Below are 16741 nucleotides of genomic sequence, written 5' to 3'. Positions count from 1 at the left end.
TACTTTGTATCCACAGATAGTTATAGATATTAATAAATACAAACAAAATATAAAGTATTTAGTTGATAGATGTACAAATAGAGGAGTTAAGGTTTGGATAGTAACTAAAAGTTTTTGTGCATATCCAGATATTGTTTCACATTTAGTTGACTGTGGAATTGATGGTTTGGCAGATTCAAGAATACAAAACTTAAAAAAAATGAAGGATATTAGGGTAAAAAAAATTCTTTTAAGAATTCCTATGATTGATGAGGCAGAGGACGTTGTTTTATGGTCAGATTATAGCTTGAATTCAGAAATAGATACAATTCGTGCTTTAGGAGAGAAGGCAAAAAAAATTGGGAAAAGGCATAGAGTAATAATAATGTTGGATATGGGGGATTTAAGGGAAGGTGTTTGGCCTGACGATATTGATGATTTTATTAAAGAAGTATTAAAGGTAGATGGAGTTGAAATAAAAGGATTTGGTACAAACTTAACTTGCTATGGTGGAGTTATACCAGATGAAAATAATTTAGGGAGATTAACAAGTATTGCACAGGATATGGCAAATAAGTACTCACTGGATATCGAGTATATATCAGGTGGTAATTCAAGTAGTTATTATCTATTAGAGGATGGTAGATTGCCAAACGGAATAAACAACCTTAGACTCGGAGAGGTTGCAATACTTGGGAGAGAAACTGCCTTTGGGAAGAAAATAGATTCCCTTTCTGACGATACATTTATTTTAAAGGCTGAAATAGTAGAGATAAAAAAGAAGCCCTCAGTTCCTATTGGTAATATAGGTATGGATGCTTTTGGAAATAAACCCCACTATGAAGATAGGGGAATAATAAAAAGAGCTATAGTTGCAATAGGAAGGCAGGATATAAATCCTGAGGGGCTGACTCCACTTGATAAAAATATAGATATCTTAGGTGCAAGCTCTGACCATACAATTCTTGATGTAACAAGGAGTAATATAAACTATAAAGTTGGAGATGTTGTGGAATTTAAATTGGATTATGGTAGCCTTTTAAAGGCGATGACTTCAGAGTATGTAAATAAGGTAGTTATATAGTAAAAGTGCCTCAAAACATTTAATAGTTTTGAGGTACTTTTTTAACATAAGTTAATGTATGAAATATAAAAATTTAAGTTAAGGTATGTATATTTAATGATTATAATGTAATAAAGAGAAAAATGAAGGGATATGATTGAGCATAAAAGTAAAATTTTATTAAATTTGAGATAAAATAAATGGAAAAAAATAAAATTAATGATATAATGTAATAGTGTACAAAATAAAATATAATATAAGTTAATAGATTTGAGGTGTTCTTGATGAGTAAGAGGCAGATTTCAATTAAAAAGGCGATTTCTTTAATTTTAATTACTAATTTAATTACAGCATCAATACTTATTTTTGTTCCTATTCCTTTTATAGGTGGTAAAAAAATTGTAAGTAAACAGGAATATGATTTTGTAAAGCAGTTTGGAAAGATGATGTCAATAAAATCAATACTTGAACAAAGATATGTAGATAAGATTGATGAAAATAAACTTGTTGAGGGTGCTGTAAAGGGAATGGTAGATGGAATAGGCGATCCCTATACTGTATTTATGAATAAAAAGGAATTTGAAGACCTTTTAACCCACACTCAAGGTTCCTATGCAGGTGTTGGATTATATGTTGGTAATAAGGATGGGAAAATAGTTGTTGTTGCACCAATAGAAGATACACCAGCATATAAAGCAGGTATATTATCGGGGGACATAATTATAAAGGTTAATGATCAAGAGGTATCAGGGAATGAATTAGAAAAGGCAACTTCAATGATGAAGGGACCAGAAGGAACAAAGGTTAAATTGACTATATATAGAGAGGGAAAAGGAACAATAAATTTTGAACTTACAAGAGCCAAAATTATTATAAAATCTGTAAAAAGTGATGTTATTGAGAATAATATTGGATACATTAGAATAACTACATTTGATGAAAATACATCAGAAGCATTTAATAATGCATTAGATAAATTATTAAATCAAGGAATAAAGGGTCTAATTATTGACCTTAGAGGTAACCCAGGAGGACTTTTAGATCAGTGCACAAAGATAGCAGACAGAATACTTGGAGAAGGAACTATTGTTTATACAATTGATAATCAAGGTAAAAGAGAAGAGTGGAAATCTGATTCTAATAAGCTTAATGTTCCTCTTGTTCTTCTTGTTGATGGAGGTTCAGCAAGTGCATCTGAAATTTTAACTGGGGCTGTTCGTGATTTTAAAGCGGGTGTAATCATAGGTACAAGAACCTTTGGAAAGGGATTGGTGCAAGATATTATACCTCTTCCTAACAAAGAAGGTTTAAAGGTTACAATTGCAAGATATTATACTCCATCAGGTGAATGTATACAAGGAAAGGGAATTGAGCCACACATAGTATTAGATTTACCAGAAAAGGATAAAGAAAGAGAATTAAGCTATAAAGAAGATATTCAAATACAAAAGGCAATAGAAGTTTTAAGAAGTAAGCAATAATTTATTGGCCCCCAAGAATACTTGGGGGCTAAAAATCTAATCAAGTTTTGGAGGGTTTTTATGATATTAAGACTTATATGGGAAGCTATAAGAAACTATGCACAGGTTGTATTATCCTTCATATTTGAACCCATATTTTGGATAATGTTTTTCATTTTATTTTTTCAATATAAGCGATTAGAATCAATACAGAAGGATGTATATGGAGTAGTAAAGTATAAGAAGATGGAAATGATGGCATCTTCACTTCTTGCAGGAATTTTAAGTGGTATGTTTGTTAGTATATTAATAACTGTATTTGGAATAACCTTTGGTAGACTTGAAGGTGCAATTTTTATAATAATATTATCTTTGCTATTAGTTATGTTATTTGATTCTCATTTTATATGTTTATCCTATTCTGGAGGTATAATAAGTTTATTAAGCCTTATTTTAAACTTTTTAAATGTAAGAGGTATAGTTAATATAAGTCAAATTCCAATATTAAGAAGTTTCCTGAATATTGATGTAACGGCAATTCTAATTCTTGTTGCACTATTACATCTTGTTGAATCTATTCTCATGTATTTTGATGGTGCAAGATTTCCTGTACCAATGTTCTTTAGGAAGAATAATAAAATAGTTGGAGGTTTTCTATTAACAAGGTTTTGGATAATACCCCTTATGATATTGATTCTATTATCTTTAACACCAGTTAGTGGGGATACTATACCAACACCAGATTGGTGGCCTCTTATTAGACCAGACGGAATGCCTAAAGATTTACAAGATGCAGTGTTTTCTTTGACACCATTATTTGCTATACTTGGATATGGTGACTTTACAATAAGTAGGCTTCCAAAACAAAAAGTAAAAGAATCATCATTAAATTTATTTATATTTAGCATAACATTATTTGTTTTAGTAGTTCTATCAATGAAGATATATGTATTTAAATACATTGCAGCAATATTTTCTCCTGTTTTTCACGAGTTTATAATAGTATTAAACAGAAAAAAAGAGAAAACATTAGATTCATTATGGGAAAACACATACGATGGAATAAAAATATTAGATGTGGTTCCAAACTCACCAGCTGAAAAAATGGGAATTGAGACAGGAGATAAGATAATTGCAATAAATAATAGAAGAGTAAATACTCTTTATGATGCAAAGGTTGTGTTAGATGAGGCAGATAGATATCTTTGGATTGATGTTGTAAAGATAGATGGTAAAGTTAAAAGCCTCGAATACTATAATTATCAGACAGAAATTGGTTCATTAGGAATAATAACAATTCCTCAAGAGGACGGGTATATCCCTGTGATGGATCTTGATTAGTGTAAATTTTTATTATTAAAATACAAAATAATTGTGAAGACTTGATAAAATTAAAACAATTTTAAGATTGGTTTATTTAACATAAACAGCAACAGAAGTCGCCCACTTCTGTAAGTGTGTGATGAATGTTGCGAAAATATATAAAAAATGCTACAATTATTACAGCGAAAACCAAGCTAAAATTAGCCATGTAAATGGTATATCTGGGGACGGAACAGCCCTTTGAGCGTGGGGTAACTTGCTCCGCTTTGAGTATTGACCACGAAGCCACCACTTCTATAAGTGGGGGGAGTTTACAGGCCCTATTGAATATAATTCGTAGGGCTTTTTATTATTCAATAATTAGATAGCATCTTTTAACTAAAAATGTTACAGTAATATTACGAAATTATATTTTACATAGAGGGGATGAGGGATTTGGGTAGTTTTATTCGTGAATATTTTCCAGCATTTACACATCGCAATTATAAGTTGTTTTGGATTGGACAATGTATTTCTTTAATAGGTACTTGGATGCAGAATGCTGCACTAAATTGGTTGGTTTATGCTATGACACGAGATGGATTTTTATCTGGTCTTATTACAGCAGTTCAGTTTACACCTTTTAAAAGTTGAAGAAATCTTATTAGAAAAATATAATTAAAATGTATTATAATGTTAATTCAAAAGCATTTAAGGGGTGATAGTCGTGCAAAAACTATTACTTGTTGAAGATGATAGGGCATTATCATTAGGGATAGAGTTTACGTTAAAGGATGAGGGATATGATGTTATAGTTGCTAAAACGGAGGAAGAATCAAAACATTTATTTGATAAAGAGAGTTTTGATTTAGTAATACTTGATATAAATCTTCCAGATGGAAACGGGTATGAATTATGTAAATATGTAAAGGAAAGAAAGGATATACCAATTATATTTTTAACAGTACTTGATGAAGAAGTAAATGTTGTTTTAGGATTTGAATATGGGGCAGATGATTATATAACAAAACCCTTTAGAATAAGGGAACTTGTTTCAAGAATAAAAGCCATATTAAAAAGATATTCTAAAGATAAAACAAATGGAAGCAAATTAATAAGTGATGAAATTGAGCTTGATTTAGCTTCTGCTACTGTTAAAAAGAAAGGAGAAGTAATTGGATTAACAGCACAGGAGTATAGACTTATTCTCATATTGATGTCAAATCCTAAAGTTGTTGTTGAACGTGATAGAATACTTAAAGAGCTTATAGGTTGTGATGAGGCTTATTATGATGAAAATACACTATCAGTTTATATAAAAAGAATAAGAGAAAAATTAGAGAATAATCCAAAAGAACCTAAATATATAATAACTAAAAGAGGACTTGGATATATGTGGGATGCCGAAGTAATAAAGGGGTAATGGATATGAAGATATATAATAATCCGGAAATTAAAATAAGCATTAAAGTATTAGTAGTTGTTATGTTATTTTTTACTATTATAAATTATTTAATAATACAATTAGAATTTCAATCAAGAAAAAAGGAATATTTGTCTATTATGGGAGAAATAGTACAAAAAATAATTACAGAACAACCAGAATTAGAGGAAAAAATAGTACCTATAATTACAAGAACTGTATCTGAAGAAGATAAAAAAATGGGAATTAAGATATTAAAACAATATGGGTTGGAGGATAATTTAGAATTAAGTTTATTTCCTAATTTAAATCAAAATTATATTTCATTTTTAATCAAAATTATAGGTTTAGATTTGGTACTTTTTGTGTTATTACTTGTATTAAATTATATGCAATATGAATATTTTTATCGGTTGTTTAGAAATTTTACAATTGCTTCTAAAAATATTTTAGATGGAAATTATGAAATTGAAATCAGCAAATATAAAGAAGGAGATGTATCAAAATTTGCACAGTCATTGATTCAAATGGCAGAGGTTTTAAAAGGGAATATAGCAAGATTAGACAATGAAAAGATAGTTATTGCCAATACGTTTCAAGATATATCACATCAATTGAAAACTCCACTATCTACTTTAATTTTATATAATGATATTATGTTAAATAAAGATTTGTCAAAGGAAGATTTAAAAAATTTTTTAAAACTAAGTCAAAAACAGTTAAATAGGATGAGATGGCTTATATTAAATCTTTTAAAGTTAGCAAAACTTGATGCAAATGCTGTTGATTTTAACTTTGAAGAAGAAAATATAAACGAGACAATAGAAGAGGTTTTGGATATTTTGAAGACAAAAGCATTGGAAAAGAACATTAATTTGTGTTTTAAAAGAGACAAAGATGTACTTTTAAGACACGATAGATTATGGCTGCAAGAAGCACTATTAAATATTATAAAAAATGCTATAGAACATTCTAATAAAAATGAGAAGGTTGAGATTTCTATAGTTGATAGTTCTATTTATACAAGGATTATTATAAACAACAAAGGTGATATAATATCAGAAGAAGATTTGCCTAATATTTTTAAAAGATTTTATAAATGTAAAAGTTCAAATAAAGATGATACAATAGGGATAGGTTTATCCTTATCAAAGGCATTAATAGAAAAACACGGTGGGTATATTGAAGTTTATAGTAACGAACAGGAGGGTACAACATTTTTAATTACATTTTTAAAGTATTGATATGGGAGTTATCTTACTATATTGTAAGATAACTTTTTTATTTTGTAAGAGAAGTGAAATGGAATGCAATGGTTTATTTTATTAAAATATAAAATGAAATAGATAAAAAGGAGGATTTTTATGGAAATATTAAGAGTTGAAGGTGTTAAAAAGATATATGGGGAAGGAGAAATAAAAATAGAGGCATTGAAAAATATTAATTTTTCTATTAACAAAGGTGAATTTGTTGCTATAGTTGGTGCTTCTGGTTCTGGTAAAAGTACATTGCTTCATATTATTGGAGGATTAGATATACCAACTGAGGGAAAGGTTATTGTAGATGGTGAGGATATTTATAAATATAAAGAAAATAAACTTGCCATATATAGAAGAAGAAAAGTGGGATTTATATTTCAATTTTTTAATTTAATACCAGTTTTAGATGTAGAGGAAAATATTTTACTTCCTGCGATGCTTGATAATTCGGATATAGATAAAAAATATTTAGATGAAATAATTTCACTTTTAGGACTTAATGAAAGAAGACATCATTTACCTTCAGAGCTTTCAGGTGGTCAACAGCAGAGGGTTTCAATAGGAAGAGCATTATTTAATAAGCCTTCTATTATATTAGCAGATGAGCCAACAGGTAATCTTGATAGTAAAAACTCAAAGGAGGTTATGGATTTATTAAAGCTAAGTTCAAAAAAATATAATCAAACTTTAATTTTGGTTACCCACGATATTAATATTGCATCTTCTGCAGATAGGATCATTACTTTAAAGGATGGAGAAATAGTATCGGATAAATATTTAAGGTAAGGAGGTGGACTATATGATTAGAAGCTATAAGGAAATTACAAATAAATATCTTTTAAAAGAGAAGAAAAGAACATTATTGACATTAATTAGCGTTGTACTTTCGGTTGCATTGATATCATCAGTAGGACTTTTTTTTAGGAGTATGCAAGCAGTGCAAATTGTGGATGTAAAAGATAGTATAGGCTCTTGGTATGTTAAGTTTATAAACCCAGATGATATTATAATAACAAAAGTAAAAAGCAATCCAGCAGTTAAAAAAATAGGTTTATATAAAGAAGAAGGTTTAAAGCCCATTGATGAAAACTTATCATTTAGAAAAATTATAGTTACTGAGGATTCTTTAGAGCTTTTACCATATAAATTAAAGGAAGGTAGGTTTCCTACAAATAGTAGAGAAGTAGCAGTTGAAGAATGGTTTAAAGATAAAATTGATTTAAAATGTAGGCTTAATGAGAACATTAAAATAGGCAATGAGGAATATAAATTAGTTGGTATATTAAATAATAAGATTAATACACAATCGAATTTTGCAGGAGATGTTATTACAGCAGGTGAGATAAAAGGTGAAAAAATTTTACTTGTAGAACTTAAAAACCACAAGAATTTAAAACATACTATAGAACAGTTAAAAAGTCTTAGTAAAAATGTGGAGGTAAACACAAAATTATTAAGAGTATTAGGTGCAAAATTACCTCAAGGATATGCTGTAGTTTTAGGAGTAATTATTAGTATTATTGTAATCTCATCAATGGCTGTTATTTACAATACTTTTCAAATAAGTGTTGTAGATAAAGTAAAGGAATTTGGGCTACTTAGGGCTATTGGTGCAACACCAAAACAAATTAGAAGGATTGTATTTAGAGAAGCTACTTTTATATCTTTAATTGGTATTCCCATAGGGCTATTATGTGGAATTGTGGCATTATATGGTATAGATTTTGTATTTAAAATAATTTCAGAGAATAGATTCAATATTATTTCACCAACTATTTCAAAGGATATAATTCTATTAAGTATAATTGTTGGTTTACTATCAATTTATGGTTCTGCATATCTTCCCTCAAAATATGCGTCTAAAGTATCACCTTTGGTTGCAATAAGTAGTAGATTTATGATAAAAAAGGAGAAAATAAAGAGAAGAAGGAGCTTTTTGATGTATAAGCTATTTGGATTTGAGGGTCTTATGGCACATAAAAATATAAAGAGAAATAAAAAGAGGTACAGAGTAACAGTATTTTCAATATCTTTAAGTATTATGTTGTTTATTTTGTTTAACTTTTTAGTTGAAATGTTTTTTGGTATGTATAATGACATGGGAGAATATAAAAATTTACACTTAATTGTTGCAAATAAAAGTGAAAAAGAAAAATTAATTGTTGAAGAAAATATCGTAAATCAAATAGTTTCTTTACCTTATGTTAGAGATGCTTATATATATTATGGAAAATATTATTTTAACATTTTAATAGATAAAACAAAGGAGAATGGTGATTTAAAGAAGATAAACAATATTTATAAGGAAGTAGACTTTAATGGTGAGAAAAAAAGTTCAATAGAAACTGCATTATTTGTTTATGATGAAAAAACTTTTGAATTAATAAAAAAACATTTAAAGGATGGTAAAATAGACAAAAATGAGATTGATAATGAAAATGGTGTAATTGTAATTGAAAACACTACATTTTTTAAACAAAAAAGAAGTTATTTTGGGAAGGCAGCAAACTTGAAGGTTGGAGATATTTTGCCTATAAAAGCAAACAATGATTTAAATAAAAAAAATGGTGTAAATAAATGCGTAGATGAAGATTTTAAAAATGTTAAAGTAGTTGGAGTTATAGAAAAAAATGTGCTCTTTGAGCAGAGTTATAATAATGCATTATTACTAACAAGCAAAAGGGTGGCAGAAAAACTATTAAAGGTAACAACTATTAAGCCACAAAATGTTATGATAATTTTAAAAGATACAAATATGCAAAAGGATGTACAAAGAGAAATAGAAAAAATAATAGGTCAAAATAGAAATTTATATATTATTAATGTAATTGACGAATTAAAAAATTTTAAATCTGTTAATCTTATGTTAATGATATTACTATATGGCTTTGTTGTAGTCGTTTCTTTGATTGGAAGTGTAAATATTATAAATACGTTAACTACTAATATTACTATAAGAAGGCGAGAATTTGCAATTTTAAAGTCGATTGGACAAACTCAAATGGGACTTAAAAAGATGGTTTTATTAGAAGGAATGATATATGGAATTTCTGGATTGTTTTGGGGTAGTATTTTTGGGGTTTTAATTTCATATTTTTTATTTACAAAAATGACGATGACAATAGCACAATCCTTTATGGTACCATATAAGGCAATATTAATTTCATTTATTGTTGTTTTATTGATAAGCATTTTATCAATACAATTGGCTTTAAAAAGAATAGATAAAGAAAATTTAATAGATGTTGTTAGAGAGGATTATTAAATAATTCTCCCAGATTGTTGGCAAACTCCTTGGTTTTTAACATCAAGGGGTTATTTTTTTTCGGTATCATAAAATATTTAAAAAATTTTTAGATTTTAACATAAATATTTTATTTACATTTCTAAAAAGTATAAGGGAGGAAGGTAGTGTAAAATAAGAGGTAATTAATCAATTTATATAAAATTGTTTATAATGTTCTAAATGGGTATTGGTAAATAGTAAAAGTCACATTCTATTATTGGAGCTATTTTTGTAGCAACAAGGGGTAGTAGACAAAGAGCTTTATATTTCCAGCTTTGTGGTTCTTTTGGCCTTTCTGTTTTTTTAATTGTTATAGGGTTTATAAAAAGCTATAATTTATCTATTTTGATTTTAATTTTATTAGGATTGTTTATGATACTTTTCAATACAACATCAAATAGTATATTACAGTTCAATTCTCCTGATGATATGAGGGGAAGAATTATGAGTGTGTATTCATTAGTTTTTGGGGGATTGACACCATTAGGAAGTATCTATGCAGGGACATTAGCAAAATACTTTGGTGCAAATAATGTGTTTATAATAAGTGGTATAATGGGGTTTATAGGATTTTTTATACTTTTTACAAGGAGAAGGAGCCTTGTTTGAGAAACATCAGAAATATTTATTTTCGATAATCATAATAACAAGATAATAAAAAACATAAATTTTATTAAATCACTTATTATATTCAAGTTGAATATATACAAAAAGTATAATAATATATTAATAAGAAAAGAACATAGTAGGTGAAATAGATGAAGATACAAAATCCTCATGATAAATTTTTTAAAGAAACATTTTCAAATATTGAAATTGCAAAGGACTTTATATTAAATTATGTTCCACATGAACTAATTGCAATAATAGATTTAGATACTCTTGTATTACAGAAAGATAGTTTTATAAATGAAAAGCTACAGGAAGTATATTCAGATATGCTTTTTAAAGTAAATATAAACAATAATGAAGGATATATCTATTTTCTTTTTGAACATAAAAGTTATGTAAGCAAACAAACAGCTCTACAACTTCTAAAATATATGGTAGAGATATGGGAGATGAATATTAAAAATGAAGGATTAGGTAAATTACCAATAATAATACCTCTTGTAATATACCATGGAAGAGAAAAATGGACAATAAAAACAAGTTTAGCAGAGATTATAGAAGGGTATAATAGTTTAAATGAAAATGTAAAAAAATTTATACCTAATTTTGAATATTTATTGTTTGATATATCCAGATATAAAGATGAAGACATAAAGGGGCAAGTACAACTAAGGATAATCTTGTCAATACTAAGAGATATATTTTCGGATGATGTATTAAAAATATATAAAACAATAATAAATGCTGCAAGATATTTATCAGAACTTGAGGATAAACAAACAGGAATACAATATTTTGAAACATATATGAGATACATATTCAGTTCATATCAGGATATGACAAGAAGTGATTTTGAAAATATAGCTAAGGAGATTGAAAAAACATTTATTGAAGGGAGTGAGAAAATTATGACTTTAGCAGATATATTTAGACAAGAAGGTATGGAGAAGGGAATAGAAAAGGGAATAGAAAAAGGAATAGAAAAGGGTATTAAAGAAGGCAAAAAAGAAGCTTTAATTAAGTCTATTATAAAACTTCTTACTAAGAAGTATGGAATTATATCTCAAGATATAAAAAATAAAATAGAAAATTTAGATGTATTTACATTAGAGTTGCTTTTTGATGATGCATTAGATTTTACAAGTATGGATGAATTGTATAAGTATTTTGAGTAATGGATAAATTGATTTGATTAAAAATAAGAAACATTATATGAAAGGAGGCACCAATTGGTGCCTCCTTTCATATAATAATTTATTGAAGAATATTATTTGGAGGATTATATGGGTAAAAAATATTTTGCTTCCGCAAATACTTCATCAGGATTCGTATCATATTTTGACTATGTACTTAAGGGAAGGGATAAAATATACATTATAAAGGGTGGACCTGGGTGTGGTAAGTCAAGTTTTATGCATAAAATAGGAAATGAACTTGAATTAAAGGGTTTTGACATTGATTATGTTTACTGCTCTGCAGATATGGATTCTTTAGATGGCATAGTAATAAACGATTTAAACATTGCAATTGTTGATGGAACAGCACCACATGTTATTGACCCTAAATACCCAGGTGCAGTTGAGAGAATATTAAATTTTGGAGATTACTGGGATATTGATTTGATTAGAAAGTACAAAAAGCCGATAATATATTACACTGATAAGATTAGCGAACAATATTCAATATTTTTCTCACTGCTTAGAGAGGCAAAGTTAATACACGATGAATGGGAAAAGGAATATTTAAAGGGAATGGATTTTGAAAAGGCAGACAAAATTACACAAGACATAATAGATGGACTTAATTTAACATCCTTTGATAGAAAGGGAGAAGAGGTTCATAGATTTGCAGGAGCAATGACACCTCAGGGGCAGCAGTGTTTTTATGAGGATTTAATTCAAGGATTAAAAAATAGAATAATTGTAAAGGGAAGACCAGGTACAGGTAAATCAACTATGACTAAAAAAGTTGCAAAGGCAGCAATTGAGGCGGGATTGGATGTTGAATTTTATCACTGTGCCTTTGATCCGTCAAGTATAGATATGATTATTATACCAGCTCGTAGCTTTGTAATGCTTGATGGAACAGCACCACACGTATATAATCCAAATGAAAATGACAAAGTTGTTGATATGTTTGAGTGTATAGATCAAAATATAGTCAAAGAAAACGAAGATCCAATTAAGACAATAGAAGTTAGATATAGAGATAAAATAAATGAAGCAAAAGAAGTATACTCATTAATTAAGAATCTACACGACGATCTTGAAAAATACTATATACAGGCAACAGACTTTAGTGAAGTAGATGCCTTAAGAAGACGACTGGTAGATTATTTTATAACTCTAAAATAGTATTAATTAGAGGTGTTAAGTTTGTGTGGAATTGTAGGTTGGATTAATTTTGATGAAAATATAAAGGATAGAATGAATGAAGTTGAAAGAATGACAAGAAAACTTATAAAAAGAGGACCAGATGAAGAGGGATTTTATCAAGGTAGTAATGTTTTATTTGGTCATAGAAGATTAGTTGTTGTTGACCCTGTAGGCGGACAGCAACCAATGATTAAGGAATTTGGAGGAAACAGATATATTCTTGTCTATAATGGAGAATTATATAATACAAATGAATTAAGAGATGAACTTAAAAAGTTAGGCTATACATTTAATTCTTATTCTGATACAGAGGTTTTATTAACTGCATATGTTCATTATAAAGAAGATTGTATAAACCATTTAAATGGTATTTTTGCATTTGCTGTTTGGGATGAAAATAAAAGTAGACTCTTTATGGCAAGAGATCATTTAGGAGTAAAACCACTATTTTATTTCAAACAAAACAATGAAATTATTTTTGCATCAGAAATTAAAAGCATTCTTTCACATTCAAAAATTAAACCTATTTTAGATAAAGATGGGCTTGAAACATTATTTGCACTTGGACCATCAAGACCCCTTGGAGATGGAATATTAAAAGGGATAAAAGAAGTGCCACCGGCAAGTTATTTGATTTTTGAAAATGGAAATTTTATAATAAAAGAATATTGGAAACCTACAGCTTATAAAAACAATCAAACATTAGATGAATGCATTGATAATGTAAGAAGTTTGGTTATTGATGCAATATATAGACAGCTCTCTGCTGATGTAAAGGTTTGCACATTTTTATCTGGAGGATTAGATTCAAGTATAATATCTTATGTTGCATCAAATTTTTTTAAAGAAAAGGGAATGCAGCTTGAAACATTTTCGATAGATTATGAAGATAACGAAAAGTACTTTAAAGCAAATGATTATATACCCAATAATGACAGTGAATATATTGATTTAATGGTTAGTGAAATTGAAAGTATTCACAAAAATGTAGTATTATCTCAAGAACAACTTGTAAATTATTTAGAAGAAGCTGTATTAGCAAATGATCTTCCTGGTATGGCTGATATTGATTCATCATTATATTTATTTTGTAGAGAAATTAGAAAATATGCTACAGTTGCATTATCAGGAGAATGTGCAGATGAAGTGTTTGGTGGATATCCTTGGTATATAAAAAGAGAAGATTTAAACTATAAAGGTTTTCCTTGGTTAAAATCTGTTGATGTAAGGAAATCAATTATAAACAAAAATCTAAAATTGGATTTAGAAAGCAAAATAAAGAGGCATTATGAAGAAACAATTAATCAAGTAGAGTACCTTGACGAAGATGATGAACTGACAAAAAGACTAAGGGAGATGTTTTATCTAAATATTAAGTGGTTTATGGTTACACTCCTAAATAGAAAAGATAGGATGAGTATGTCAAATAGTTTAGAAGTAAGAGTTCCATTTGCAGATTATAGACTTGTGGAATTTGCTTATAATATTCCACCTAAATTCAAATTCTGTGATGGAAGAGAGAAGGGAATATTAAGACGTGCACTTAAAGGTATTTTACCAGATGATATAATTGAAAGAAAAAAATCACCATATCCTAAAACACATAATCCAAAGTACACTGAGCTTGTATGTAAATTTATGATAGATATTTTATCAAATAAAAATGAACCTATACTCTATATAATTGATAAAGATTTTGTTGAATATACGGCTAATATTGGTGCTAAAAATATTAATGATAATTGGTTTGGACAGCTTATGAGTGGGCCTCAAACATTAGCATATTTAATTCAAGTAAACACGTGGCTAAAGAAATATAATATTGATATGGATTTTAAATAGGGGGATAGTCCCCTATTTTTTATATTGAAATATTTAAATATACTACTGGACGTTTAAAATATAAAGTTATATAATTAAAATAGCGAACATATGTTCAGAGGTGAATTAGATGGGAGAATTTAAAATAGTATCAAATTTTAAACCAACAGGAGACCAACCACAGGCAATAGAGAAACTTGTGGAGGGGATAAAAAGAGGAGATAGGTGTCAAACTCTTTTAGGAGTTACAGGTTCAGGAAAGACCTTTACTATGGCAAATATAATAGAAAGAGTTCAAAAACCAACACTTGTTATTGCCCATAATAAAACTTTAGCAGCACAGCTTTGTAGTGAGTTTAAAGAATTTTTTCCTGAAAATGCAGTTGAATATTTTGTTAGTTATTATGACTATTATCAACCAGAAGCCTATGTGCCTCATACAGACACATATATAGAAAAGGATGCATCCATAAACGATGAAATAGATAAGCTGAGACACTCTGCAACTTCTGCCCTGTTTGAAAGAAGGGATGTAATAATTGTAGCAAGTGTTTCCTGTATATATGGTTTAGGGGATCCTAATGAATATAGAGACCTTGTAGTTTCTTTAAGAGTAGGAATGGAAAGGGACAGGGATGAGGTTATAAGAAGGCTTGTTGATATACAGTATCAAAGAAACGATATAAATTTTGTAAGAGGAACCTTTAGAGTAAGAGGAGATGTGCTTGAAATATTCCCAGCCTCTCAATCGGAAAAGGCTATAAGGGTTGAATTTTTTGGTGATGAGATAGATAGAATAACTGAGATAGATGTACTGACTGGTGAAATATTAGGAGAGAGAAAGCATATTTCTATTTTCCCTGCATCCCACTATGCTGCATCAAGAGAAAAGATTGAAAAGGCAATAGAGGGAATAGAAAAGGAGTTAGAGGAAAGGTATAATGAATTATTGCAGCAGGAGAGACTTCTTGAAGCTCAAAGATTAAAACAAAGAACAAATTATGATATAGAGATGCTAAGGGAAGTTGGTTATTGTAATGGGATTGAAAATTACTCAAGACACTTTGATGGAAGGCAAAAAGGAGAACCTCCATACACTTTACTTGATTACTTCCCAGATGATTTTTTGATTTTTATAGATGAATCCCACGTAACACTTCCACAGCTTAGGGCTATGTATGCAGGAGATAAATCAAGAAAGGATAATTTAGTTGAGTATGGATTTAGACTTCCTTGTGCCTATGATAATAGACCTTTAAAATTTGAGGAGTTTGAAAAGAAGATAAATCAAGTTTTGTTTGTAAGTGCAACACCATCACAATATGAGATAGAAAATTCAACTCAAGTGGTGGAACAGATTATAAGACCAACTGGACTTCTTGATCCAGAAATAGTAGTAAAACCAATTAAGGGACAAATTGATGATTTAATTGGAGAGATTAAAGCAACTATTTCAAGAGGATTTAGAATATTAGTTACTACTCTTACAAAAAAGATGGCTGAAGATTTAACTGAATACCTAAAGGATGTAGGCATAAAGGTTAGATATTTACATTCAGATATAGATACTCTTGAGAGAATGAGGATTATTAGAGATCTAAGAAAAGGTGATTTTGATGTATTAGTAGGAATAAACCTTTTAAGAGAGGGGCTTGATATACCAGAGGTTGCCCTTGTTGCAATACTTGATGCAGATAAAGAAGGCTTCTTGCGTTCAGAAACTTCACTTATACAGACAATAGGTAGAGCTGCAAGAAATGCAGAGAGTAAGGTTATAATGTATGCCGATAAAATTACTGATTCTATGAAGAGGGCAATTGATGAAACTAATAGAAGAAGAAAGATACAAATGGATTACAATAAGAAACACGGAATAGTACCTAAGACCGTTGTAAAACCAGTACACGAAATTATCGAAGCAACTAAGGTTGCTGAAGATAAGGAAATCTATAAGGCAGAGGATAAGGATTTATTAATTAGGACATTAGAAGAGATGATGCTTGAAGCGGCTAAAAATCTTGAGTTTGAAAGGGCAGCAGAGCTTAGAGATAAAATATATAAACTCAAAGGTATATCATAATTAATTTGGGTACATAATGTGGTAAATGGTTGTTTTATCACAATTTGTACCTTTATTATGCATAAGTTTTAATATAAGAAC

At 28.9% G+C, this 16741-nt stretch carries 13 protein-coding genes; all 13 read left to right on the top strand.

The window, feature by feature from the left end:
- Positions 1–4: 4 nt before the first annotated feature.
- On the top strand, positions 5–1063 hold the full coding sequence (orr, locus tag A3M9_RS0103700) for an ornithine racemase Orr (protein ID WP_027308017.1): 1059 nt from the start codon (positions 5–7) through the stop codon (positions 1061–1063).
- Positions 1064–1326: 263 nt separating this feature from the next.
- On the top strand, positions 1327–2523 hold the full coding sequence (locus A3M9_RS0103695) for a S41 family peptidase (RefSeq protein ID WP_027308016.1): 1197 nt from the start codon (positions 1327–1329) through the stop codon (positions 2521–2523).
- A gap of 60 nt (positions 2524–2583) precedes the next feature.
- A complete protein-coding gene (locus tag A3M9_RS0103690) occupies positions 2584–3843 on the top strand; it encodes a PDZ domain-containing protein (RefSeq protein ID WP_027308015.1) in 1260 nt (419 codons plus the stop codon).
- Between the two features lie 408 nt (positions 3844–4251).
- Positions 4252–4458 carry a hypothetical protein gene (locus A3M9_RS0103685; RefSeq protein ID WP_198011932.1) on the top strand — a complete coding sequence of 69 codons (207 nt, stop codon included), beginning with the start codon at positions 4252–4254 and terminating at the stop codon, positions 4456–4458.
- Between the two features lie 73 nt (positions 4459–4531).
- Entirely contained in the window at positions 4532–5227 is a 696-nt protein-coding gene (locus A3M9_RS0103680) for a response regulator transcription factor (protein WP_027308013.1), read from the top strand.
- 5 nt (positions 5228–5232) lie between these two features.
- A complete protein-coding gene (locus A3M9_RS0103675; protein WP_027308012.1) occupies positions 5233–6471 on the top strand; it encodes a sensor histidine kinase KdpD in 1239 nt (412 codons plus the stop codon).
- Between the two features lie 120 nt (positions 6472–6591).
- The gene (locus A3M9_RS0103670; protein ID WP_027308011.1) at positions 6592–7272 is read left to right on the top strand and encodes an ABC transporter ATP-binding protein; all 681 of its coding nucleotides are present in this window, start codon (positions 6592–6594) and stop codon (positions 7270–7272) included.
- 13 nt (positions 7273–7285) lie between these two features.
- Positions 7286–9751, top strand: a complete 2466-nt coding sequence (locus A3M9_RS0103665) for an ABC transporter permease (protein WP_027308010.1) — start codon at positions 7286–7288, stop codon at positions 9749–9751.
- A 234-nt stretch (positions 9752–9985) separates the two neighbouring features.
- On the top strand, positions 9986–10381 hold the full coding sequence (locus A3M9_RS14370) for an MFS transporter (protein ID WP_084424608.1): 396 nt from the start codon (positions 9986–9988) through the stop codon (positions 10379–10381).
- A gap of 149 nt (positions 10382–10530) precedes the next feature.
- On the top strand, positions 10531–11559 hold the full coding sequence (locus A3M9_RS0103655; RefSeq protein WP_027308009.1) for an Rpn family recombination-promoting nuclease/putative transposase: 1029 nt from the start codon (positions 10531–10533) through the stop codon (positions 11557–11559).
- Between the two features lie 108 nt (positions 11560–11667).
- Entirely contained in the window at positions 11668–12738 is a 1071-nt protein-coding gene (locus tag A3M9_RS0103650; RefSeq protein ID WP_035165790.1) for a PRK06851 family protein, read from the top strand.
- Between the two features lie 21 nt (positions 12739–12759).
- Positions 12760–14601 (top strand): asparagine synthase (glutamine-hydrolyzing), encoded by a 1842-nt coding sequence (gene asnB, locus A3M9_RS0103645; protein ID WP_027308007.1) that lies wholly within the window; start codon positions 12760–12762, stop codon positions 14599–14601.
- A gap of 109 nt (positions 14602–14710) precedes the next feature.
- Positions 14711–16660, top strand: coding sequence for an excinuclease ABC subunit UvrB (gene uvrB / locus A3M9_RS0103640; RefSeq protein ID WP_027308006.1), 1950 nt, complete (start codon positions 14711–14713; stop codon positions 16658–16660).
- Positions 16661–16741 lie beyond the last annotated feature (81 nt).

Origin of the sequence: Caloramator sp. ALD01, from assembly GCF_000472625.1 — a bacterium.
Lineage (GTDB): Bacteria > Bacillota > Clostridia > Clostridiales > Caloramatoraceae > Thermobrachium > Thermobrachium proteoclasticum.
This window is presented reverse-complemented; position numbering and strand designations above follow the sequence as displayed.

Excerpts from the sequence above, each read along its gene's own strand:
- A3M9_RS0103670 (WP_027308011.1), top strand. The coding sequence starts at position 6,592 with ATGGAAATATTAAGAGTTGAAGGTGTTAAAAAGATATATGGGGAAGGA.
- A3M9_RS0103650 (WP_035165790.1), top strand. The coding sequence starts at position 11,668 with ATGGGTAAAAAATATTTTGCTTCCGCAAATACTTCATCAGGATTCGTA.
- A3M9_RS0103655 (WP_027308009.1), top strand. The coding sequence starts at position 10,531 with ATGAAGATACAAAATCCTCATGATAAATTTTTTAAAGAAACATTTTCA.
- uvrB (WP_027308006.1), top strand. The coding sequence starts at position 14,711 with ATGGGAGAATTTAAAATAGTATCAAATTTTAAACCAACAGGAGACCAA.
- A3M9_RS0103690 (WP_027308015.1), top strand. The coding sequence starts at position 2,584 with ATGATATTAAGACTTATATGGGAAGCTATAAGAAACTATGCACAGGTT.
- A3M9_RS0103675 (WP_027308012.1), top strand. The coding sequence starts at position 5,233 with ATGAAGATATATAATAATCCGGAAATTAAAATAAGCATTAAAGTATTA.
- A3M9_RS0103685 (WP_198011932.1), top strand. The coding sequence starts at position 4,252 with ATGAGGGATTTGGGTAGTTTTATTCGTGAATATTTTCCAGCATTTACA.
- A3M9_RS0103695 (WP_027308016.1), top strand. The coding sequence starts at position 1,327 with ATGAGTAAGAGGCAGATTTCAATTAAAAAGGCGATTTCTTTAATTTTA.
- A3M9_RS0103665 (WP_027308010.1), top strand. The coding sequence starts at position 7,286 with ATGATTAGAAGCTATAAGGAAATTACAAATAAATATCTTTTAAAAGAG.